A 21,479-nucleotide genomic window follows, 5' to 3' on the forward strand; every position below is an offset into this window, starting at 1 on the left:
ATCGGCTACGCGACCGGCCGTGGGGGGTGCCGTTGATCACACCTGGCGAGCTCGCCCGGCTGCTGGAGATCCCGGAGCCGACCGACGAGCAGGCCCGGGTGATCGAGGCGCCGCTGGCGCCGATGGCGGTGATCGCCGGCGCCGGGTCGGGCAAGAGCGAGACCATGGCGGCCCGGGTGGTGTGGCTGGTCGCCAACGGGTTCGTCCGGCCCGAGCGGGTGCTGGGGCTGACGTTCACCCGCAAGGCCGCCGCCGAGCTGGCCGCCCGCGTCCGCAAACGGCTCGACCGGCTGCGCGAGGCGCTGCCCGCGAGCGAGCTGGCCCGCCTCGGCGGCGAGGCGGTGTTCGACGGCGAGCCGACGGTCGCCACCTACCACTCCTACGCCGCGCGGCTGTTCGGCGACCACGCGCTGCGCGAGGCCCTCGAGCCCGCCATGCGGCTGATCTCGCCCGCGGTGGCCTGGCAGATCTGCTCGCGCGTCGTCGACGCCTACGACGGCCCCATGGACAAGATCGAATGGTCGCCGGACACCGTGACCAAGGCCGTCATGGACCTGGCCGGCGACCTGGCCGAGCACCTGCGCACCCCCGACGACGTGCGCAAGGTCGGGGCCTGGCTGGAGGAGCGCTTCGCGGCGCTGCGCAAGCCGCTCAAGGCGCAGCGCGACATCCTCGCCAAGCAGGCCGTGCGCGAGCAGCTGCTGCCGCTGGTCGAGGCGTACGCGCGGGCCAAGGCCGACCGCGAGGTCATCGACCACGGCGACCAGATGGCGCTGGCCGCCCGCATCGCCCACAAGCACCCCGAGGTCGGGATGATCGAACGGTCCCGCTTCGCGGTCGTGCTGCTGGACGAGTACCAGGACACCAGCCACGCCCAGCTCGTCCTGCTCCGCTCCCTGTTCGGCGGCGGGCATCCGGTCACCGCCGTGGGCGACCCGTGCCAGTCGATCTACGGGTGGCGCGGCGCGTCCGCGGGCAACCTGCTGCGGTTCGCGCACGACTTCCCGCTGCGCCCCGCGCGGCGGCCGGGGGAGCGGCCCGTGCCCGCGCCGGTCGTGCAGCTCAGCCGCAGCTTCCGCAACGGCGAGCGCATCCTGGAGGCGGCGGCGCGCGTGCAGGACGAGCTGCGCGCCGAGACGTCGGCGGTGCCGCGGCTGGTGCCGGGGCCGGGGCGGGAGAAGCGCGGCCGCGTCGAGTGCGCGCTGTTCGAGACGGTGGAGGAGGAGGCCGAGCGGATCGCCGCCCGCGTGGCCCGGCTCCTCGCCGGCGATCCGGCGATCGCGCCGGACGGCGGGGCCTGGGACGGCGACGAGCCGCTGCGCTGCTCCGACATCGCCGTGCTGGCCCGCAAGCGCTCCCAGTTCCCGCTGATCCGCAAGGCGCTGGAGAGCCGGGGCATCCCGGTGGAGGTCGTCGGTCTGGGCGGCCTGCTCACCGTCCCGGAGGTGCAGGACGTGGTGGCGACGCTGCGCGTCATGCACGACCCCACGGCGGGAGCGTCCCTGGCCCGGCTCCTCACCGGCCCGCGGTGGCGGCTCGGCCCCCGCGACCTGGTCGCGCTCGGCCGCCGCGCCCGCGCCTTGGCCCAGGAGGCGGCGAGGGACGTCACCCCGCCCGCCGGCGCCGCGCCCCCCGGTGACGGCGCGTCCCCCGATGAGGCGGCGTCCGCCGCCGACGGGGCCGGCGGGCAGGGCGCCGCCCCTCCCGACGACGATCCGCTCCGGCAGCTGGTCAGCGAGCTCAACCAGGAGACCGGCGGCCTGGTCGACGCGCTGGACGACCTCGGCCCGCCCGAGCAGTACTCGCCGGAGGGCTACGCGCGGCTGCGGCGCCTGCGCGACGAGCTGCGGGCCCTGCGCCGCCAGGTCGGCCTGCCGCTGCCCGACCTGGTCACCGAGGTGGAGCGGGTCCTCGGCCTGGACATCGAGGTCGCCGCCCGCGCCGGCCTGGACCCGGTCACCGCCCGCGCCGATCTGGACGCCTTCATCGACGCCGCCGCCGAGTTCGCCGGGGACGCCGAGGACCCCACGCTCGGCGCGTTCCTGGCCTACCTGCAGGCCGCCGAGACCGAGGAGTTCGGCCTGGAGGCGGGCCGCGTCGGCGAGAGCGACAGCGTCAAGCTGCTCACCGTGCACGCGTCCAAGGGCCTGGAATGGCCGGTGGTGATCGTCCCCGGCCTGTCCTACGCGCCGCGCAAGGGCGGCGGGCCCGCCAAGGGCTCGGTCTTCCCGTCCCCGCCGCAGAACGCCACCCGATGGACCGCCAACCCGCGCGTCCTGCCGTTCCCGCTGCGCGGCGACCGCGCCGACCTGCCCGAGCTGCGCGGCCTGGAGAAGGACGACCTGGAGGCGTTCGACCGGGCGTGCGCCGAACGCGAGCTGCGGGAGGAGCGGCGGCTCGCCTACGTCGCGGTCACCCGCGCGTCCCACCTGCTCATCGCCACCGGCTACTGGTGGGGGTCGTCCGGTCGTCCCCTCGGCCCGTCCCCGTTCCTGGAGGAGATCCGCGAGGTGTGCGTGGCGGGCGCGGGCACGGTCGCCGTCTGGACGCCGCCGCCCGAGGAGGACGCCGCCAACCCGCTGCTGGAGCGCCGCGAGGAGGCGCCCTGGCCGCTCTCGCCCGCCGAGCAGGCCGCCCGGGGCGACGCGTCCGCCCGGGAACGCTACGAGGCGATCGTCGCGGGCGCCCGCATGGTGGAGGACGCCATGACCGGCCGCACCCTGCACTGGGCCGGGAACGAGGGCCTCACCCCCGCCGACCGGCACCGCATGACCGCCTGGGCGCGCGACGTGGAGCTGCTGCTCGCCGAACGCGACCGCGGCCGCGGCGGCGACGGCCTGCAGGTCGAGCTGCCCGCGCACCTGTCGGTGTCGGCGCTGGTCTCCCTGGCCCGCGACCCGGAGGCGCTCGCCCGCCAGATCCGCCGCCCCATGCCGCGCCCGCCCGCCCCGTACGCGCGCCGCGGCACCGCCTTCCACGCCTGGCTGGAGAGCCGCTGGGGCCAGCAGCGGCTCATCGACCCCGACGAGCTGCCCGGCGCCGCCGACGAGGGCGCCGCCGACGACGCGTTCCTGGACCGGCTGCGCGAGCGGTTCGAGGAGTCGCCCTGGGCCGCCCGCCAGCCGGTGGACATCGAGGTGCCGTTCGAGACCGTCATCGGCGACCGGCTGGTGCGGGGGCGCATGGACGCGGTGTTCCGCTCCGCCGACGGCGGCTACGAGGTCGTCGACTGGAAGACCGGCCGCCCCCCGTCCGGCGCGGACGCCGAGGCCGCCGCGGTGCAGCTGGCCGCCTACCGCCTGGCCTGGGCCGAGCTCGCGGGCGTCCCGGTCGAGCGGGTCAGCGCGGCCTTCCACTACGTGCCCGACAACCTCACCGTCCGCCCGGCCGACCTGCTCGACGCCGCCGGCCTGGCCGCCCTCCTGGAGAAGATCCCGGTCGCCGCCGCGCCGCGGTGATCCCGCTCTGGTCACCGAGCGTGATTTCAGGGATGATCCGGACAAACAGCGTCCAGGACGGATATGTCCCGCAGAACGGGTATTACATGCTGTGCACGCCCGTGACCCGCAGTGGCGGGCCCGGGGCGCGCCTCGCAACGGGCGCCCGGCGGCGCGGCAGGAGCAGGTGACGAGCGGAGGCAGAGGTTTGGCGACGACGCACGGCGAGACGGTGGTCCGGGAGTTCACCAAGCAGGCGGCCGCGTTCGGCGACGTCCGCCTGAACGAGGCCCTGACGCGCCATCTGGCGCGCCTGACCGACTTCATGGAACCCGAACTGGACCTGGAGGACGTGGTCCTGGAGGTCGCCGCGGGCACCGGCCTGGTGGCGCGCGCGATCGCCCGCCGCGTCCGGCACGTGACCGCCCTGGACCTCACGCCCGCCATGCTGGAACAGGGCAAGCGCGAGGCCGACCGCGAGGGCGTCACCAACGTGACCTTCGCCCGGGGCGACGCCGCCGACCTGCCCTACCTGTCCCGGTCGTTCACGGTCGTCCTCTGCCGCTTCGCGCTGCACCAGGTCGCCGATCCCGGGGCCGTGGTGCGCGAGATGGTCCGGGTGAGCCGTCCGGGCGGGGCGCTGTTCGTCCACGACATCATCCGGCCGGACGACGCGGCCGCCGCCGACCCCGACCGCTTCGAGCGGCTGCGCGACCCGTCCCACAACGCCCTGCTCACCCGGGCGCGCGTCATCGAGCTTCTGGAGGCGGCGGGCGCCGAGGTCAAGCGGACCGAGACCTTCGACCACGTCCGGCCGCTCGAGCCCTGGCTGCGGCTGTCGCAGACGCCGGAGGACATCGCCATCGGCATCCGCAAGGAGCTGGAGGCCGAGCTGGCGGGCGGTCCCCCGACCGGCATGCGGCCCCGCATGGTCGACGGGGAGCTGTGCTTCACCCACACCAACCTGCTCGTGCACGCCTGCGCACCCTGAGGCCGGGGATTTTCGAGCAAACGTTCGACGGCTGTGACTTCTGTGGTCTATGTTGTCGAACATGAGTTCTACCAGTGCTCTGGCCTCTTCCCCCGCACGGCGTCCGGAGCGCGAGCCCGCCGCGTTGGCCATGCGCATCGGTGTGGCGGCCGCCGAGGCCGCCCTGGCGACCTTCGCCCGGCACATCGACCTCGACGACCTCGCCGAGGGCGACGTCGACTTCGAAGGCGCCATCAGCCCGGCCGAATGGCCCGTGTTCTCCCTGGTCATCGACACCCTGGCGGAGGCGCACGCGGGCGACGGCCGCAGCCTGGACGAACGCCGCGCCGAGGCCCTCAACGACCTGGCCCGCATCTGCATGGCCGCCAAGGAGCGCGCCGGCGCCGCCTGACGCCCGCGCTCTTTTCGGCCGCGTCGGCGGTCAGGGGAGGTCAGGGCAGAGCGCCCGCCTTCACCTTTCCGCTGCTCGTCCGCGGCAGCTTGTCGACGAAGTGCACGTCGCGGGGCACCTTGTAGCGGGCGAGGTGCTCCTTGACGTAGCGCTTGACGTCCTCTTCGTCGATCGACGCGCCCGGCTTGCGCACCACGTAGGCGGCCAGCCGCTGCCCGAAGTCGGCGTCCTCCACACCGACGACCGCGACCTCGGCCACGTCGGGGTGATCGCCGAGCAGGTTCTCCACCTCCCCGGGGAAGACGTTCTCCCCGCCCGACACGATCATGTCGTCGGCGCGGCCGTCGACGAACAGCCGCCCCGCGTCGTCGAAGTGCCCCAGGTCGCCGCTGCCCGCCAGGCCGTGGTGCACCCGCTTGCCCCCGCCGCCCGTGTACCCGGCGAACCGCAGCCCGCCGCCGGTGTAGATCTCCCCGATCTCCCCGGCGGGCAGCTCGCGCCCGTCCTCGTCCAAGATCTTGACGGTGAGCCGGAAGGTCGGCCTGCCCACCGTGCCGGGCGCCTCCCGCAGATCCCGCGGGGTCGCGATCGTCGCCCACCCCGTCTCGGTGGCCCCGTACACGTTGTGCAGGATGTCCCCGAAGACGTCCATGAACGTCTCCGACAGGTGCGGATGCAGCGCCGACCCTCCGGACACCACCACCCGCAGCGAATCCGGCAGCGGCCGGCTGCCGGCGGCGTCCAGGATCCGCCGCAGCATGATCGGAACCGCGACCAGCGCCTCCACCCGGTGGGCGTCGATGGCGTCCAGCGCCTTCCCGGCGTCGAAACGGCGCAGCAGCACCAGCGGCATGCCCAAGCCCAGAGCGACCAGGGAGTACGCGAACCCGAGCACGTGGAACAGCGGCGGCGCGACCAGGATCGGAGCCCCCGACCGCATCGGGACCCGCATCAGGTGGCTCAGCGCCACCGGGACCAGCGCGGCGACGGAGACGTCATGCCGGGCGCCCTTGGGCGTGCCGGTGGTACCGGACGTCAGCACGATGACACGGCTGGTCCGCTCCGGCGTGAACGCGTTGGGCTCCGTGTCCGCCAGCTCTTCGATCGTCGGCACGAGCGGGTCGCCGGCATGGTCGGTCCACGTGTGCACCCGCCGACCGCGGAAGGATGACTGCTCGACCACCTCGTCGAACTCCTGGTCGTGCAGCAGCAGCCCGACGCCCTCCCGCTCGGTGACGTCCCCGAGTTGGGCCGCGGAGAAGTCCGTGTTGAACAGCACCACGTCACGGCCCAGCCGCGAGGCCGCGAGCATCGCTATGACGAAGCCGCGATGGTTGCGGCACAGCACGCCGATCCGCGTGTCCGCTTCGTCTCCAGCGACCGCCGCCACGGCGGTCGGGCCGATGCGCTCGCGCAGCGCGGTGGCGACCGCCGCCGCTTGCCGCTCCAATTCCGCATACGTCAGGGCGCCGTGCTCGTCGTACAGCGCCGTCCGGTCGGGGAACCGCAGCGCCGCCATCGCCCCGAGCGTCGCCGGCGTCGGCCCATACCGTGCGTACGCGAACACCAGCCGCACCGCCCGGTCGGGCCGGATGGGGTGCAGCAGCCCGACGTCCCGCACCGCCTGCACCGCCCGCGCGCCAAGCCCTGCCGCCGTCCGCACCCGGTCGAGCACCACAGCCGCTCTCCTCCTGACACCCCGGCGGTCCGCGCCACCGGGCCCGCACGTGACCGCTCAGTGACATACCCACCAATGGACGAATATGTGGGCCAAGCCGCATGCAGCCGTTCGACTGGGCATGCCTATGACATTCGGCACGATCTTTCGCGACTGCGAGCATGGTCAGCGCTCGGCAAAGCCCCGGTGAGAAGTCATGCCGACGGCTCGCGCGGTCATCGCGGGGTTTGCGCCATACAGACCGCCGTCAAGGCCGCGGCAGAGCGGCCGGATGCTGCGCCGCGGTCGGAACCGAGGCCGACGTTGCGCGCGCTCGGACCACGGACATCTCGTGGTCCGTGTGCGGCGGTGGCCCTCGAGGCCACGGTTGAACCGCGACGCTCCAGCGAGCGGCGGGTCGCGGACTGGGCGGTGTCCTGCGCGGCATTGGTCGCGCGAATGGGCGGGGACGGCGATCGCCGACCTAACTGAAGATCCGGGGTGCGTCAGTCGTCGATGTAGTGGAAGTCGGGTTTCGGGTGCATGAGGAAATCGTGGTGGGAGATGTTCCACGCGTACGCGCCGGCCATGGCGAATGCCACCACGTCCCCTGGCTCCAATGGCGGGACGGGCACGTCTCGCGCGAAAACGTCCTTCGGCGTGCACAGCTGGCCCACCAGCGTCGCCCGCTGCGTCGGGTCCGCGGCGGCCCCGGTGGCGGACAGCGCGACGAACGGCTGGTCGTGGCCCTTGGTGACGGGTGTCCGCAGGTGATGCGTGCCGCCGCGCAGGACGACGTACGTATCGCCTCTCGTGTTCTTCACGTCCAGCACGTCGGTGACGTACCAGCCGTGGTAGGCGGTGACGGCGCGGCCCGGTTCGATGCGCAGCCGGACACCGGGCGGAGTCAAGGACGCCAGGCCCTCGGCATAGGAGCGCCAGTCGAAGAGCGTGTCGGGGGCGGTGTAGTCCACGGCCATGCCGCCTCCGACGTTGACCTCGGGTTCGGTGATACCGCATCTGTCGCGCAGCCAGGGGAGCGCCCAGTCCAGGATGCGTGACGCCAGATCGAGCATGGCGGGGGCGTGCAGCCCGGAGGCCAGATGCGCGTGGATTCCGTGCAGCCGCAGCCAGGGCCGCTCGGAGACCAGTTTGGCGCACGTCTCCAAGGCGTCCTCGTCCATGCCGAAGGGCCCGCTCATCGATAGGGCGGCGCCGGACGTCGCGAACGGCAGGTTGGCGCGCAGCAGGATGCCGGCCGGCCGGTCCAAGGCGGCGATGCGGTGCAGTTCGTGAGGGCTCTCCACGTGGATGCGGTCGACGTTCAGGTCGAGCGCCAAGCGCAGCTCCTGGTCCGTCTTGCCGGGGCCGCCGAACGCCAGCCGCGCGTGCGGCAGCGTCCGCCGCACGTGGACGAGCTCGCCCCCCGACGAGATCTCGATGCCGTCCACGAACGGGTCCAGGACGCGCAGGATGGGCGCGTCCGCGTTGGCCTTGGCCGCGTAGTAGAGCTCCGGCCCTCCGGCCGCCGACGGCGCTCTCAGGGCGTTCCGGATGGCTTCGGCGTGCGCGCGCAGCCCGGGCAGGTCGTAGACGTAGGCGGGAAGGCGACCGAGACGGCGGACGTACGACAGCACGTGCGGCGGCATCTTCATCCGGCGGTCCTTTCGAGCTTCCATGAGCGGGATGTCAGCACGTCTGGCCATCCCGCTCATGGCCCGAGAGGCGCCGGTGGGGCCAGGGGGTTGGGGGCCGTTACGTATCCGGCGCCTCGATCAGCGATACGCGCCCAGCGGGCCCGCAGGTTCGCCTTGGCGGGGAGCGGGACGCCCGCGAGCAGCGCTCTCAGCTCGGGCCGGTGCGCGATGTCGAGGGCGGACAGGACCGCGCGTGCGGTCGTCCACAGCTCGGCGTCCAGGTCGGGATGCAGGTCGGCGACGGCGGCGGCCGTCTCGGCCAGGTGGTTGACGAAGAGGCAGTAGACGACGCGGTTCCAGCCGCGTCCGGGGTCGTAGATGAGGGATTGGCGGACGCGCGGCGGCAGATCCGCCAGTTCGTCGGCGAGGGCCCGTCCCGCCACCAGCTTGGTGCCCTCCAGGTCGCGGAACACCGCGCGCAGGGGCATGCCGTCGTCGTCGACGGCGATGAGCACGTTCTGCAGGTGGGGTTCCAGGACGACGCCGTGTTCCACGTAGGCGTGCAGTACGGGAGGCGCCACCCGTTGCACGTAGGCCCGCCACCAGGCGAGGGCGCCGTCGGGGGTGGCCATCGCGGGGAGCCCGGGCAGCAGCGTTCCGTACGGGTCGGCCAGCGCCCCTGCCAGCAGCGGGGTGCCGGGCAGGTCGCGTATGCCCCGACGGAGGATGACGCCCAGCCCCTCGTAGAGGGCGCGGTCGGCCAGCGCCGCGGTGCGGTAGGCGGGCTCGGCGAGCAGGACGCAGTCGTCGAACCGGGCGCCGAGCGTCGTGAAGACGGGGCGGAGCAGGCGGTCCAGGACGACGGCGCCGGCCAGTTCGTACCAGGAGTTCTTGCGGACGCAGTTGGTGATGCGCACGTCCAGGCTGAATTTGCAGAACAGGTCGGCGTCCGGGACGTACACGGTGCGGACGGAGGACGTCGGTGCGGCCTCAGGCCCGCAGGGGCCGAGGTCGTGGACGAGGCCCTCGGAGAGGGCGCGGCGGAGCAGGGGGCGGTCGGCGAGCAGAGACAGCTGCCAAGGGTGCGCCGGGAGCGCCCGGTAACCGGGGGGAACAGCCGGGCCGAGGGCCTCGAGTGCGGAGAAGGCGTCCGTGTCTCCTTCTTCGGCGACGAGTTCCTGCCTGACGGCGAGCCAGTGGGGCCGGAAGCGGGCGCGCGCCTCGGGGGCGTACGGGAGCCATTGCTCAGGCGCCCCCTGGCGGGCCTTGGGGGAGGGATGGAAGCGATGCCCCGCGATGAGGGATTGCTCGGACTCCACATACCGGTGGACGGCGGGTGAGGGGAGTGCACCGGAGGGGGAGTCGCCTCGCGCCCGCAGGATCGCGGTCAGGGCGGCGTGGCTGTCGGCGACCTGGGCGGCGAATTCGGGGTTGGCTTCACCGGTGGCGAGTTCCAGTTCACCGGCGACGAGGTCGCTGAGCCGGTCCCAGGGGGCGGCGAGCCATTCGTCGTCGCGCCGCTCCTCGTACGGGGGGACGAGGCGGTATGAGGGGCCGGCCGAGGGGCGCGCGAGGCGCGCGCGCAGGACGACCCCGACGCGGGGAAGCCGGACGACGAGATGCGCGTCGTCCTGCCACACCTGCTGCTCGGGTGCGCAGACCTCGCGCACCAGGCAGTTGAGCAGGGCGGTCGCCGTGACGTCGTCGGCGGTGAACGTCGTCGTTCGCGTCAAGAGCACGGTTCGATGTCCCGGAGGTAGTTGGGCCCGGGCGGGCCGTAGTGCTTGTTGATATCGGCGGCCCCTGTACGGGCCTTGTCCACGAGCGTCCCCGCGGTGACCATCGCCTTGGTGGGCAGCCGGTCGGCGTCCAGCGTGCGGGAGCGCAGGAACGCGTCCTCCGGGCCCAGCGCGGCGTCCAAGCGGTCCCGGATCATCGCCAGGCCCGTCCGCAGCGGCAGCAGTCCCCGTTCGGCCAGTCCGAAGGCGAGGGCCGCGGCGCACAGGTGCAGGGTGATCGTGACGAAGACGCGCGCCAACGCCTCGGGGTCGCGCGTGGTCATCCGCGGGTCGGCGAACCCGGCGGCCGCGTCGGCGGCAGGGCCGAGGGCGCCCGCGAGCCGGTCGGGGTCGATGAGCGTCCCGTCGTTGTCCTTGAGCAGCAGGGACGGTGTCTCGTCGCCGGTGAGGACCAAGGACACGTTCTGCTGGTGCGCCTCCAGGGCGATGCCGTAGCGGAACAAGGTGACGTTCCAGCGCAGCAGCACGTCCAGGTAGGCGCCGAACAACGCCGGTACGTCCCACTGCTCGATCACGTGCGTGCCGTCCGGGGCCTTGGCCAGAAGGGCCGCGACCGGCACGACGTGGGCGTGTGCCGTGACTTCTGGGAACCGGCGCACGAGGTAGCCGAGCATGGGGGAGTCGGCGTGCCCGAACGTCTGCTCGTCGGCGAGCAGGACGGGCATGCCGGGCTCGCGGTCCAGGACGAGGCGCAGTATGCGTTCGACCAGTGCCCCGTCCGGCAGTGTCCTCGGCACGATGGTGCGTCGATTGCGCAGGCCCAGGGTGCTTGTCGGCAGCGGCATCTTCAGATGCGTGAGCGGGGCGACGGCAACCGTGCGCATCGACAGCGTGGGGACGACCTCTACCCGGGCATCGGGGGCGAGCATGACGTCATCGTGATTGAGGACGTGCCGCGCCGATAGGGGATGCACCGGGAAGAGTTCGTGCGTGGTCGCCATCGCCGGGGCCAAACCGACGTCTTCGGGGGAAGGCCACCATGCGGGCTTCACGCCCGTCGTCGTGACCTGTTCGCGTGGGACCGCCGCCCAGCGCAGCGGGAAGGACGGGGCGAATTCAGGGGCGTGGGCCCGTTGGTCCTGTTCGGTCAGGCCGGTGCGCGCCAAGCCGGTGGGATAGACAGGGTGGTCGTTGTATGCGGCGAGCGTGTCGTAATACGTGCCTGGGCCCCGGCGGCGCTCCCCGGGGATTCTGTCCAATCGGGCGAGCATTTCCGGGTGCACGCGCTTGTGCAGCCGCATAGTGGCGAGCGCGTCACGGCATTCGCGCTCGAACGACGCGATGTCGTCGCGGGGGTCCGCCACGTGGCGGGCCAGCCGGAGGACGTCGTCCAGTCCCAGGTCCTGCCCGGGTTCCACGGCGAAGTCGTACAGGAAGCGGTGGGGGCGCAGCCGTATGGGCGGCAAGTCCGGCGACGCCAGAGTGCGCTTGTCGGGGTCTACGAAACGGCGCAGGTTCCCGTAGTTCTCGCGCAGTAGCGCGTCCAGTACGCGGCATGCCAGTGCGCGCTCGCACGCGTCCGGATTCGGTGCGGTCATGTGATGGTCCACGTGTGCGCTGCGCGGAAGCGGGCTATGGCGGCTTCGACGTCGGCCCGGGCCGGTCCGATGGCGCGGATCGTGCCCAGGTAGTCGCGGTTGGTGCGGGTCAGTTCGAACGTCTCGCCCACGGACCGCTGCGGCAGGTAGGCCAGTCGTACCGGGCCGTCGGTCAGTTCGACGGCGCCGGGAGCCGCCGCCAGCGTGCCGCCCCGGTCGGCGATGACGACGTCCGCTACCGCATGGCCGCCCGCCGGCTTCTCGATGGGCGGCAGGGGCTCGCCCAGGTGCACCCGCAGGATCGTTTCGTGCAGGGGGACGCCCAGCAGGTCCGCCAACAGGAAGTCGCAGTGGTCGCCGATGAGCCGGTAATTCACCTCGATCAGCCGGGCGCGGCCCTCGTGCACGACGAACTCGGTGTGGCACATCCCGAAACCCACGCCCAGGGCGTCCAGTTGCGCGAGGACCTGGTCGGTCTCTGGAGGCGGCGGGGCCCACTCCAGGCGTTCCTCGATGAAGTGCGGGGGCGGCGACAGCCGTGTGCGGAACGAGCCCAGCACCCGCGTTTCACGGCCGTCGCCGAGCGTCTCCAAGGTGTGCAGCCGTCCTGGCAGATATTCCTCGACCACCAAGGAGTCGGAGCGGCGCGCCCGGATCTGGGCGCGACGGGCCGCCAGCTCATCGGGGTCCTGCACCAAGAAGACGTCTTCGCTGGCCACGCCTTCCCGGGGTTTGAGCACGAGGGGGTAGGGGGCGTCGGCCGGGACGCGGTCGGCGTCCGCGGAGAAGACAGGGTCCAGATCGGCCAGGTGACGGCGCATGAGCGCCTTGTTCTTCGCCCGGGTGGCCGCGCGCCAGTCCTTGGCGGGAAGGTCGAAGTAGGCGGCGGCCAGGGCGGTGGGGGCCTGCAGGAAGTCGCTGTTGGAGAAGATCGCGCGCGGTTCCCCGTCCAGGGCGGCCACGCACGCGACGATGCTCCGATAGTCCGTGACGTCGCACTCCACGACCGGCACCGGGTGGGCGTACGCGTGCTGGGCGGGACGGTCGGTGAGCAGCACGACGTCCAGACCGCGGGCTTCCGCCAGGCGGACGGCCGCGGGCAGGAACCCGTGGGTGACCGAGTCGGTCGCCTTGCCGGCGACGAGGTACAGCGAGGCGGCCACGGCGCCCCTTTCAAGTGAGGTAAGCCTTGCCTAACTCGCCGCACACGATAGCGGCGAGGCCCCGCCCCGCGTGCGCGAAACGCCGTCACGGCGCCAAGATGAGCGCATGGACCTCCTCGACCGGTGGACCGCTCTGGCCGGACCCGAGGCCCGGGTGCTCGGAGAGCGGCTGGTCGCCCGCTATTCGGAGGAGCACCGCCGCTACCACGACCGCGAGCACCTCGTCGCCGTCCTCGACATGGTCGACGAGCTGGCGCGGTTCGCCGCCGACCCCGACCTGGTCCGGCTCGCGGCCTGGTTCCACGACGCCGTCTACGATCCCGCCCGCGCCGACAACGAGAAGCGCAGCGCGCGCCTGGCCCGCTGCATGCTCGCCGACACCGACCTGACGCCGGACGCCGTCGAGGAGGTGGCCCGTCTCGTCGAGCTGACCGAGTCGCACGCGCCCGACGAGGACGATCGCAACGGCCGGGTCCTGTGCGACGCGGACCTCGCCGTGCTGGGCTCCGACCCCGAGCGCTACGCCGCCTACGCCGCCGCCGTACGCGAGGAGTACTCCTTCGTCCCCGACGAGGTGTTCAAGGCGGGCCGCGCGCGGATTCTCAGAAGCCTGCTCGATCTGCCCGTCCTGTTCCACACCCCGACGGCGCGCGCCCGCTTCGAGGAGCGCGCCCGGAAGAACATCTCGACGGAGCTGACGCTGCTGGAAGGCTGATCTGAACGACGGCCGGAACGCTTCGCCCGCGGGCGGAGCGTCAACGCCGGACCGTCTTGCGGCGGCGCAGCCCCGCGCGGGTGAGGCGCCGCAGCAGCTCCTGGCACCCCACGGGAGCGGCGCCCAGAGCGACGGCCGTCTCGTACAGTTCCGATGGCACGTCGTAGTGGTCGCGTTCGAACGCCCTGGGCGGCAGCCCCAATCGCGCCGCGAACGCGTGCAGCTCCTCATAGGAGACGTCGCTGACCATGTGGGACCACACCCGGCCCCGGGCAGGCCACAACGGCGGGTCGATGAGGATCAAAACACCTCCACCATGTCCCGGCCCACGGATCCCCTACAGTGCCAGACGGAACAACGTGCAAGGGAGCCGTGCAAGGGGGCATGGTCGATGGACGTAGCCGCATACATCCAGGACAACAAGGCCGAGTTCTTCGCCGACCTCAAAGAGTGGCTGGCGATCCCCTCCATCTCGGGACACCCCGGGCACACGGAGGACGTGCGGCGTTCGGCGCACTGGCTGTCCGAGTATCTGCGCACCATGGGGTTCCCCACCGTGGAGGTGTGGGAGACGCGCGGCCTCCCCGCCGTCTTCGCCGAATGGCCCGCGGCCGATCCGGATGCCCCCGCCGTGGTCGTCTATGGCCACCACGACGTCCAACCGGTCGAGCCCTTGGACGAATGGGAGACCGACCCCTTCACCCCCGTGGAGAAGGGCGACCAGCTCATCGCCCGCGGCGCGTCCGACGACAAGGGGCAGGTGTTCTTCCACACCCTGGGCCTGCGCGCGCTGCTGGCCGCGACGGGCGCCACCGCCCCGCCGGTGACGATCAAGCTGCTGGTGGAGGGCGAGGAGGAGTCGGGGTCGGTGCACTTCGCCGAGCTGCTCCGGGAGCACCGCGACCGGCTCGCCTGCGACGCCGTCGTCATCAGCGACACCACCATGTGGTCCGCCGACGTGCCGTCCATCTGCACGGGCATGCGCGGGCTCACCGAGGCGGAGGTCTCCCTGTACGGGCCCGACACCGACCTGCACTCCGGGTCGTTCGGCGGCGCCGTGCCCAACCCGCTGCACGCGCTGGCGGAGCTCCTGGCGGCGCTGCACGACGACGACGGGCGCGTCACCCTGCCCGGCTTCTACGACGACGTCGTCCCGATCACCGACGAGGAGCGCGAGCTGTTCGCCCGGCTGCCGTTCGACGAGGACGCCTGGCTGCGCACCGCCGGGAACAGCCGCGCCGCGTACGGGGAGAAGGGCTACACCACTCTGGAGCGCGTGTGGGCGCGCCCGACGGCCGAGGTCAACGGCATGTGGGGCGGCCACACAGGCCCGGGGGGCAAGACCATCATCCCCCGCGAGGCGCACGCCAAGATCTCGTTCCGCCTGGTCGCGAACCAGGAGCCGCGGAAGGTGCAGGAGGCGTTCCGCGCCTGGGTGGCCGACAACACCCCGCCCGGCATCCGCGCCGAGGTCAAAATCCCCGGCGGGGGCGTGCGGCCCTGCTTCTCGCCGATCGACTCCCCGGGAGTGCAGGCGGCCCGCCGCGCCATGGAGCGGGCCTTCGGCAAGCCGGTCCTGTTCACCCGTGAAGGAGGCAGCGGTCCCGAGGCGGACCTGGCCGACATCCTGGAGGCGCCGCTGGTCTTCCTCGCGGTGGGCCTGGACGACGACAGGATCCACGCCCCGAACGAGAAGGTGGAGATGCCGCTGCTGCTCAAGGGCGCGGAGGCGTCCGCCTACCTGTGGGAAGAGCTGGCCACCGCTTTGCGTTAGCGCCGCTGTGGCGTCCAAGCCCCGCACCGCCTCGTCCGCCGCTGGAGGGACCTCGTTGCCGGAGCCGTACGAAACCCTGGAATGGCTGGCGCTGGCACGCGGCGACATCGACCGCGTGGCCGAACGCCGCCGCGACGACGCCTGGTTGAGCGAGGCGTGGGCGGACCCGGCGACGCGCGTGCTCGTCGTGGAGCGCGGCAAGGCCCTCGTGCAAGGCGACGAAAAGCCGCGGCTGCTGCTGCTCCCTCCCGCTGCGGCGCCCCAGGGCGAGCGATACCTGCTGGGCGTCGATGACGACGGCGTCGCCTACTTCGCCGTGGCAGCGCCCCTGCCCGTCGTGGAAGGCGCCCGCGCGGCGGGGCTGCGGCACGTGGGGGCGGTGCTGGACGACCGCGACTCCGGGCTGCTCACCCACGCCGTCGCGTTGGAACACTGGCATTCCACGCACCGCTACTGCCCTTCCTGCGGCGGCCCCACCGAACTCGCCGCCGCCGGTCACGTCCGCGTGTGCCCCGCGGACGGCAGCGAGCATTTCCCCCGCGTCGACCCGGCGGTCATCATGCTGCTGCGGGACGAGCGCGACCGGGTGCTGCTGGCCCGCGGCCCCGCCTGGCCGGAGAACCGCCGCTCGATCCTCGCCGGATTCGTCGAACCCGGCGAGTCCCTGGAGCAGGCCGTGGCGCGCGAGGTGCGCGAGGAGGTCGGCCTCCCCGTCCGGGACGTGCGCTACCTCGGCAGCCAGCCGTGGCCGCTGCCGCGCAGCCTCATGGTCGGGTTCTTCGCCCGCACCGACGGCGACCTCCCGCTGCGCACCGACCCGGAGGAGATCCTGGACGCGGCCTGGTACACGCGCGAGGAGCTGCGGGCGGCGGTGGAGGCGGGCGAGGTGCTGCTCCCGCCGCCCCTGTCCATCGCCGCCCAGCTCATCAAGCGCTGGTACGGCGGGCCGCTCCCCGGGACGTCCGACTTCTGACCCGGCAGGGCGGGCCGCCGTCAGGCGCCCTGGCCGTCGAGCTCGGCCAAATGGCGCTTGACCTCCTTCGCGCTGGGGTTGGTGAGCACGATGCTGTCGCCGATGGTCACGGTGGGGACGGTCTGGTTGCCGCCGTTGACGCTCATCACGAACTCGGCGGCCTTCGGGTCCCGCTCGATGTCGATCTCGACCATCTCGATGCCGTCCCGGGCCAGCTGGCTCTTGAGCCGCCGGCAGAAGCCGCACCACGACGTGGTGTACATGGTGACCCGCCCGGTGGGCCGTCGGGTCTCATCGGCGGTCGGAGTGGCCATCGGTGCCTCTGTCTCCTTCGGTCGCTTCGTCTGAGCTCGTCCGCCCGCGGTGGCCGCGCCGGACGCCTCAGTGCGAACGCCGCGGGCCGGCGCCGCATTCCGGAGGTTATCCACAGGTCGCGCGGGTGGACCATCCGGTCCCCGGCTGCTGCCACGATGGAGGAATGTTGGCAGACGCGGTTCTGGAAGGGCTCGATCCGGAGCAGCGGGCCGTGGCCGAGGCGGTGCGCGGCCCGGTGTGCGTGCTGGCGGGCGCGGGCACCGGCAAGACCAGGGCGATCACCCATCGGATCGCCTACGCCACGCTCACCGGGGTGGTGGCGCCGCAGCGGGTGCTGGCGGTGACGTTCACCAACCGGGCCGCCGGGGAGCTGCGCGCGCGGCTGCGGCGGCTGGGCGCGCCGGGCGCGCAGGCCCGCACCTTCCACGCCGCGGCGCTGCGGCAGCTGACGTACTTCTGGCCGCGGGTCATCGGCGGCGAACCGCCCCGGATCATCGAGTCGAAGATCGGGCTGGTGGCGGACGCGGCGCGCGTCCTGCGCCTGCCGTACGGCCGCACCGAGCTGCGCGACGTGGCCGGCGAGATCGAGTGGGCCAAGGTCACCCAGACCCGCCCCGAGGACTACACCGCCGCGGCGGCCGCCGCCGCGCGCCGTCCCCCCGTCGACGCGGCCGACGTCGCCCGCGTCTACGACATGTACGAGACGCTGCGGCGCGAGCGCAACCTGCTGGACTTCGAGGGCATGCTGGAGCTGACCGTCGCGGTGCTCACCGAGCATCCCGAGGTGGCCCGGCAGGTCCGCGACCAGTACCGGTACTTCGTGGTCGACGAGTTCCAGGACGTCAACCCGCTGCAGATGCTGCTGCTGGAGGCGTGGCTGGGCGAGCGCGACGACCTGTGCGTGGTCGGCGACCCCAACCAGACCATCTACTCGTTCACCGGCGCCACCCCGTCCTACCTGCTCGACTTCACCAAGCGCTTCCCCGACGCCAAGGTCGTCAAGCTGGTGCGCGACTACCGGTCCACGCCGCAGGTGGTGCGGCTGGCCAACGGCGTCATCGGGCAGGCGGCGGGCGAGGCGGCGCGGCGGCACCGGCTGGAGCTGGTCGCGCAGCGCCCCGACGGGCCCGAGCCGGTGTTCGTGTCCTACGACGACGAGGTCGCCGAGGCCGACGACGTCGCCCGCCGCGCCCGCAAGCTCATCGACGAGGGCGTGCCCGCGCGCGAGATCGCCGTCCTCTACCGGGTGAACGCCCAGTCGGAGACCTACGAGTCGGCGTTCGCGGCGGCGGGCGTGCCGTACGTGGTGCGCGGCGCCGAGCGGTTCTTCGAACGCCCCGAGGTGCGGGAGGCGGTGGTCCGGCTGCGCGGCGCGGCCCGGGCCGCGACCGACGTCGAGACCGACGGCATGGGCCTGGTCGACGCCGTGCGGCACGTCCTCACCGGGGCGGGCTTCAGCGAACGCCCGCCCGAGGGCGCCGGCGCGGCCCGCGAGCGCTGGGAGTCGCTGGCCGCGCTGGCCCAGCTCGCCGAGGACATCGCGGCCGCCGATCCGTCCGCGGGGCTGCCCCAGTTCGTGGCCGAGCTTGAGGAGCGGGCCGCGGCCCAGCACGCCCCCGCGCTGGAGGGCGTCACGCTGGCCTCGCTGCACGCCGCCAAGGGCCTGGAGTGGGACGCGGTGTTCCTCGTGGGCCTGGTCGAGGGCACGCTGCCGATCGTCTACGCCGAGACGCCCGAGCAGATCGAGGAGGAGCGCCGCCTGCTCTACGTGGGGGTGACGCGCGCCCGCGAGCACCTCACGCTCTCCTGGTCGCTGTCGCGCTCGCCGGGCGGCGCGCCCCGGCGCCGGGTGTCGCGCTTCCTGGACGGCCTGACGCCCATGGCGCAGACGCCGACCCCCGCCCGCGCCCGCCGCGCCAAGCGGCGCGGCGGCCTGGGCCCGCAGCCGTGCCGGGTGTGCGGGCGTCCGCTGACCGCGGCGATCGAACGCAAGCTCGGCCGGTGCGAGGACTGCCCGGCGGAGATCAACGAGGAGCTGCTGCTCGCCCTGCGCGACTGGCGCGCCCGCACGGCCGACGAGCAGCGCATCCCCGCGTACGTGGTGTTCACCGACGCCACCCTGCAGGCCATCGCCGAGCACGTCCCCGAATCCCTGGAGGACCTGGCCCGCATCCCCGGCGTCGGCCGCGTCAAGCTGGAGCGCTACGGATCGGATGTCCTCGCCCTGTGCCGCGGCGCCGACCCCGCCGATCCCGGATGACCGCCGCCGATCCCGAGCCGCCGGCCACGAGGCCGACGAGCCGTTCCCCGACCTCGCGATGGGGGACGGCGGGACGATCGCCATTGCGCGTGCGCAGATCGCCTGGGGCCGACACCTTCGACTGGCACACCGGGGGCGGGGTGTCGCCGGCGTCCTCCGCGCTCGCGGGCGCGGACGGCGGGACGGGCGCCATTGTGCGGGAGGATTGCCTGGGCCGGCGTCCTCGATTGGCATACCGGGGCCGGGGCGTCGCCGGCGTTTTCCGGGCTCGCGATGGGGGACGGCGGGACGATCGCCATTGCGCGTGCGCAGATCGCCTGGGGCCGACACCTTCGACGGGCACACCCAGGGCAGGGCGTCGTTGGCGTCCTTCGGGCTCGCGATCGGGGGCGGCGGGGCGGCCGCCGTTGTGCGTGCGGATTGCTTGGGTCGACGTTCTCGACTGGCACACCGGGGCCGGGGCGTCGACGGCGTCGTCCGCGCTCGCGATGGCGGAGGGCGGGACGCTCGCCGGGCATGGGTGAGATCTCCACCACACCGGTCGGTTTGCGACACTATCGGCCGTGAAGGAGTCCTTGAAAGAGCTGCTCGACCTGCTGGACCTGGAGCAGATCGAGAACGACATCTTCCGCGGCCGCAGCCCCGAGGAGCGCCAGCAGCGGGTGTTCGGCGGGCAGGTCGCGGGGCAGGCGCTGGTCGCGGCGGGGCGGACGGTCCCGGTCAACCGGCCGGTGCACTCGCTGCACGCCTACTTCATCCGGCCCGGCGACCCCTCGGTGCCCATCGTGTACACCGTCGACCGGGTCCGGGACGGCCGTTCCTTCACCACGCGCCGGGTGCTGGCCGTCCAGCACGGCAAGGCGATCTTCAGCCTGTCGGCGTCGTTCCAGGTCGTCGAGGACGGCCCGAGCCACCAGGCCGCGATGCCCGACGCGCCCGACCCGGAGACGCTGCCGCCCGCGCTGGAGCGGCTGACCCCGATCTTCGGCGAGCGCGCCGCCGCCGAGTTCGTGAGCCGGCGTCCGTTCGACGTGCGGCACGCCACCCCGCTCACCTGGGAGGCCGCCAAGGACCCCGCCCTGGTCACCCCCGAGTCCAAGGTGTGGCTGCGGGTCGACGGCGAGCTGCCCGACGACCCGTTGCTGCACGTGTGCCTGATGACCTACGCCTCGGACATGACGCTGCTGGACACCGTGCTGCTCAACCACGGCCTGGCCTGGGGCGACAACCGCGTCATGGGCGCCAGCCTGGACCACGCCATGTGGTTCCACCGGCCGTTCCGGGCCGACGAATGGCTGCTGTACTACCAGGACACGCCGTTCGCCGGGGGCGCGCGCGGCCTCGCCCGCGGTCAGGTCTTCACCCGCTCCGGGGAGCTGGTCGTGTCGGTCATGCAGGAAGGGCTGATCCGGGTCGGCGACCGGTCGTAGCGACGCGCGTCGACCCCTTGCGAGCGCCGCCGCCCCCGGAACTGAGGTCGCCGACGGGGCGGCGGGCCGCGGCCCGCGAGGTGCTGCCCGCACCATTAGACGCTCGCCGCGGCGCCGAGGTTCTCTCCAAATCGGGTGAACTCACCCACAAAACTGCAGGTCAAAAATACCTTGCCTGCTTCGAGCGAGTACCCGTACGCTCGAACGCGAGCATTCAGACGGCCCTGCCGACTCGGATCATCTGTTGTCCGGACCGGGGCCCCGAGGAGCCAGAGAGGTGGTGTGCAGTCCGGTGATCACGACTTCGAACGTCGCGGAGCAGAGCATCCGGACCGTGCTGCGTCCTGGCGTCGCACCGGCGTATCGCGGACGGTCCGCGCACGCCGCCTCGGGCTCCGTCCTCGGCGGTGAAGCCTCGCTGATCAGCGGCGACGCGTGGTCCCTGCGGCTGCGCGTGTCCGCCGATCCGTGCGACGTGCGTCAGGCGCAGCGTGTCCAGATCGAGCAGGGGCGCGGTGTCTTTGCACTTCTCGCCGAAGGCAATGACGTCATGGCTCCGGCCACGGCCCACGTGGGCGCCTCCTTCACCGAGCTGAAGGGTGGCGTGTCGGGTCCGTATCCCTGGAGGCGACCGGTCTAGCAGTGCCGGCAAGCCCCCAGGGCCGCGGATCCAGACACCGGATCCGCGGCCCTTCTCATTTGCCCAGACAACCCACCGACACGACCGTTGAGACCCAACGAGAGGAAGCCAAGGGTGACCGTGATGCAGGGGGCGCTCGCGATGAGCGAGGAGGACCTCACGCTTCCGTGCCGGACCGACCCGGAGCTGTTCTTCGCCGAGGACCCCGCCGACGTCGAACTGGCCAAGTCGCTCTGCCTGGAGTGCCCGCTCCGCAAGGCGTGCCTGGCCGGCGCGCTGGAGCGCAAGGAGCCCTGGGGCGTGTGGGGCGGCGAGCTGTTCGTCCGCGGCGTCATCGTTCCGCGCAAGCGGCCGCGTGGCCGTCCGCGCAAGAACCCGCTGCCGGACGGCGCCGGGGTCTGACGGCCGGACGGGACGGCCGGTACGCCCCGACGGCGTGAACGCTCCGACGAGCACCGACGATCGTGATGCCGACACTCGGCCGAGCGGACCGGGGGAGCGCGGCTCCGGGACGGGGCCGCGCCCCTCGGCCGCCAGGGAGAACACCATGACCATGGATGTCCGGGACCGGGTCCCCGCCCGCGCGGCGCGGGGCCCGGCCCCCGCCTTCGACGCCCCCGAGCTCGAAGCCCTCGTCTTCGAGAAGCGGGCCTTCGAAGGCCGGGCCCTCGCGCTCGACGAGGACGCCCGCCGCCGGATCGCCGTCCGGGTGCGCGCCATGCGCCGCGCCCGCCGCGACGCGCGCGTCCGAGCGGCTCC

General features: G+C 73.0%; 18 protein-coding genes. 11 read left to right on the forward strand and 7 right to left on the reverse strand.

Annotated features, from left to right (window positions below):
* Window positions 1–32: 32 nt before the first annotated feature.
* From AR3_RS15495 to AR3_RS15505, 3 genes are all read left to right on the forward strand, one after another.
* The gene (locus AR3_RS15495; RefSeq protein ID WP_067914866.1) at window positions 33–3,458 is read left to right on the forward strand and encodes an ATP-dependent helicase; all 3,426 of its coding nucleotides are present in this window, start codon (window positions 33–35) and stop codon (window positions 3,456–3,458) included.
* Window positions 3,459–3,645: 187 nt separating this feature from the next.
* Window positions 3,646–4,428 (forward strand): class I SAM-dependent methyltransferase, encoded by a 783-nt coding sequence (locus AR3_RS15500; RefSeq protein WP_067914833.1) that lies wholly within the window; start codon window positions 3,646–3,648, stop codon window positions 4,426–4,428.
* A gap of 61 nt (window positions 4,429–4,489) precedes the next feature.
* Window positions 4,490–4,819, forward strand: a complete 330-nt coding sequence (locus AR3_RS15505; RefSeq protein ID WP_227022967.1) for a hypothetical protein — start codon at window positions 4,490–4,492, stop codon at window positions 4,817–4,819.
* A 40-nt stretch (window positions 4,820–4,859) separates the two neighbouring features.
* Here the strand turns inward: AR3_RS15505 and AR3_RS15510 are convergent, their stop codons facing one another.
* The 5 genes from AR3_RS15510 to AR3_RS15530 form a co-directional block, all read right to left on the reverse strand.
* Window positions 4,860–6,497 carry an AMP-binding protein gene (locus tag AR3_RS15510; RefSeq protein WP_227022968.1) on the reverse strand — a complete coding sequence of 546 codons (1,638 nt, stop codon included), beginning with the start codon at window positions 6,495–6,497 and terminating at the stop codon, window positions 4,860–4,862.
* A gap of 485 nt (window positions 6,498–6,982) precedes the next feature.
* Window positions 6,983–8,155 carry a type III PLP-dependent enzyme domain-containing protein gene (locus AR3_RS15515; protein WP_227022969.1) on the reverse strand — a complete coding sequence of 391 codons (1,173 nt, stop codon included), beginning with the start codon at window positions 8,153–8,155 and terminating at the stop codon, window positions 6,983–6,985.
* A 32-nt stretch (window positions 8,156–8,187) separates the two neighbouring features.
* Window positions 8,188–9,852, reverse strand: coding sequence for an IucA/IucC family protein (locus AR3_RS15520; RefSeq protein ID WP_067914835.1), 1,665 nt, complete (start codon window positions 9,850–9,852; stop codon window positions 8,188–8,190).
* The gene (locus tag AR3_RS15525; RefSeq protein ID WP_067914837.1) at window positions 9,843–11,450 is read right to left on the reverse strand and encodes an IucA/IucC family protein; all 1,608 of its coding nucleotides are present in this window, start codon (window positions 11,448–11,450) and stop codon (window positions 9,843–9,845) included. The genes AR3_RS15520 and AR3_RS15525 overlap by 10 nt, the downstream gene beginning before the upstream one ends.
* Window positions 11,447–12,613, reverse strand: a complete 1,167-nt coding sequence (locus AR3_RS15530) for an ATP-grasp domain-containing protein (protein ID WP_067914839.1) — start codon at window positions 12,611–12,613, stop codon at window positions 11,447–11,449. The genes AR3_RS15525 and AR3_RS15530 overlap by 4 nt, the downstream gene beginning before the upstream one ends.
* 106 nt (window positions 12,614–12,719) lie before the next feature.
* Between AR3_RS15530 and AR3_RS15535 the strand changes: the two genes are divergently transcribed.
* Window positions 12,720–13,328: an HD domain-containing protein gene (locus AR3_RS15535; RefSeq protein WP_067914841.1), complete on the forward strand. Its 609-nt coding sequence runs from the start codon at window positions 12,720–12,722 to the stop codon at window positions 13,326–13,328.
* A gap of 40 nt (window positions 13,329–13,368) precedes the next feature.
* On the opposite strand, the gene AR3_RS15540 is transcribed toward AR3_RS15535, so the two are convergent.
* Window positions 13,369–13,632, reverse strand: a complete 264-nt coding sequence (locus AR3_RS15540) for a DUF4031 domain-containing protein (RefSeq protein ID WP_067914843.1) — start codon at window positions 13,630–13,632, stop codon at window positions 13,369–13,371.
* Between the two features lie 87 nt (window positions 13,633–13,719).
* On the opposite strand from AR3_RS15540, the gene AR3_RS15545 reads away from it, so the two are divergent.
* Together AR3_RS15545 and nudC are read left to right on the forward strand one after the other, a co-directional pair.
* The gene (locus AR3_RS15545) at window positions 13,720–15,102 is read left to right on the forward strand and encodes a dipeptidase (protein WP_067914845.1); all 1,383 of its coding nucleotides are present in this window, start codon (window positions 13,720–13,722) and stop codon (window positions 15,100–15,102) included.
* A gap of 55 nt (window positions 15,103–15,157) precedes the next feature.
* Window positions 15,158–16,075, forward strand: a complete 918-nt coding sequence (gene nudC / locus AR3_RS15550; RefSeq protein ID WP_227022970.1) for an NAD(+) diphosphatase — start codon at window positions 15,158–15,160, stop codon at window positions 16,073–16,075.
* A gap of 20 nt (window positions 16,076–16,095) precedes the next feature.
* On the opposite strand, the gene AR3_RS15555 is transcribed toward nudC, so the two are convergent.
* Window positions 16,096–16,389, reverse strand: coding sequence for a mycoredoxin (locus AR3_RS15555; RefSeq protein ID WP_067914847.1), 294 nt, complete (start codon window positions 16,387–16,389; stop codon window positions 16,096–16,098).
* A gap of 164 nt (window positions 16,390–16,553) precedes the next feature.
* On the opposite strand from AR3_RS15555, the gene AR3_RS15560 reads away from it, so the two are divergent.
* The 5 genes from AR3_RS15560 to AR3_RS15580 all read left to right on the forward strand — a co-directional run.
* The gene (locus tag AR3_RS15560; RefSeq protein WP_067914848.1) at window positions 16,554–18,650 is read left to right on the forward strand and encodes an ATP-dependent DNA helicase UvrD2; all 2,097 of its coding nucleotides are present in this window, start codon (window positions 16,554–16,556) and stop codon (window positions 18,648–18,650) included.
* 563 nt (window positions 18,651–19,213) lie between these two features.
* A complete protein-coding gene (gene tesB / locus AR3_RS15565; RefSeq protein WP_067914851.1) occupies window positions 19,214–20,080 on the forward strand; it encodes an acyl-CoA thioesterase II in 867 nt (288 codons plus the stop codon).
* A 292-nt stretch (window positions 20,081–20,372) separates the two neighbouring features.
* On the forward strand, window positions 20,373–20,720 hold the full coding sequence (locus AR3_RS15570; RefSeq protein ID WP_067914853.1) for a hypothetical protein: 348 nt from the start codon (window positions 20,373–20,375) through the stop codon (window positions 20,718–20,720).
* A 123-nt stretch (window positions 20,721–20,843) separates the two neighbouring features.
* Window positions 20,844–21,122, forward strand: a complete 279-nt coding sequence (locus tag AR3_RS15575; RefSeq protein WP_106258262.1) for a WhiB family transcriptional regulator — start codon at window positions 20,844–20,846, stop codon at window positions 21,120–21,122.
* 145 nt (window positions 21,123–21,267) lie between these two features.
* Window positions 21,268–21,479: hypothetical protein (locus AR3_RS15580; RefSeq protein WP_157406682.1), on the forward strand; the 212-nt coding region annotated here is incomplete at its 3' end.

The sequence above is a fragment of the Actinomadura rubrobrunea NBRC 15275 genome, assembly GCF_001552235.1.
GTDB lineage: Bacteria > Actinomycetota > Actinomycetes > Streptosporangiales > Streptosporangiaceae > Spirillospora > Spirillospora viridilutea.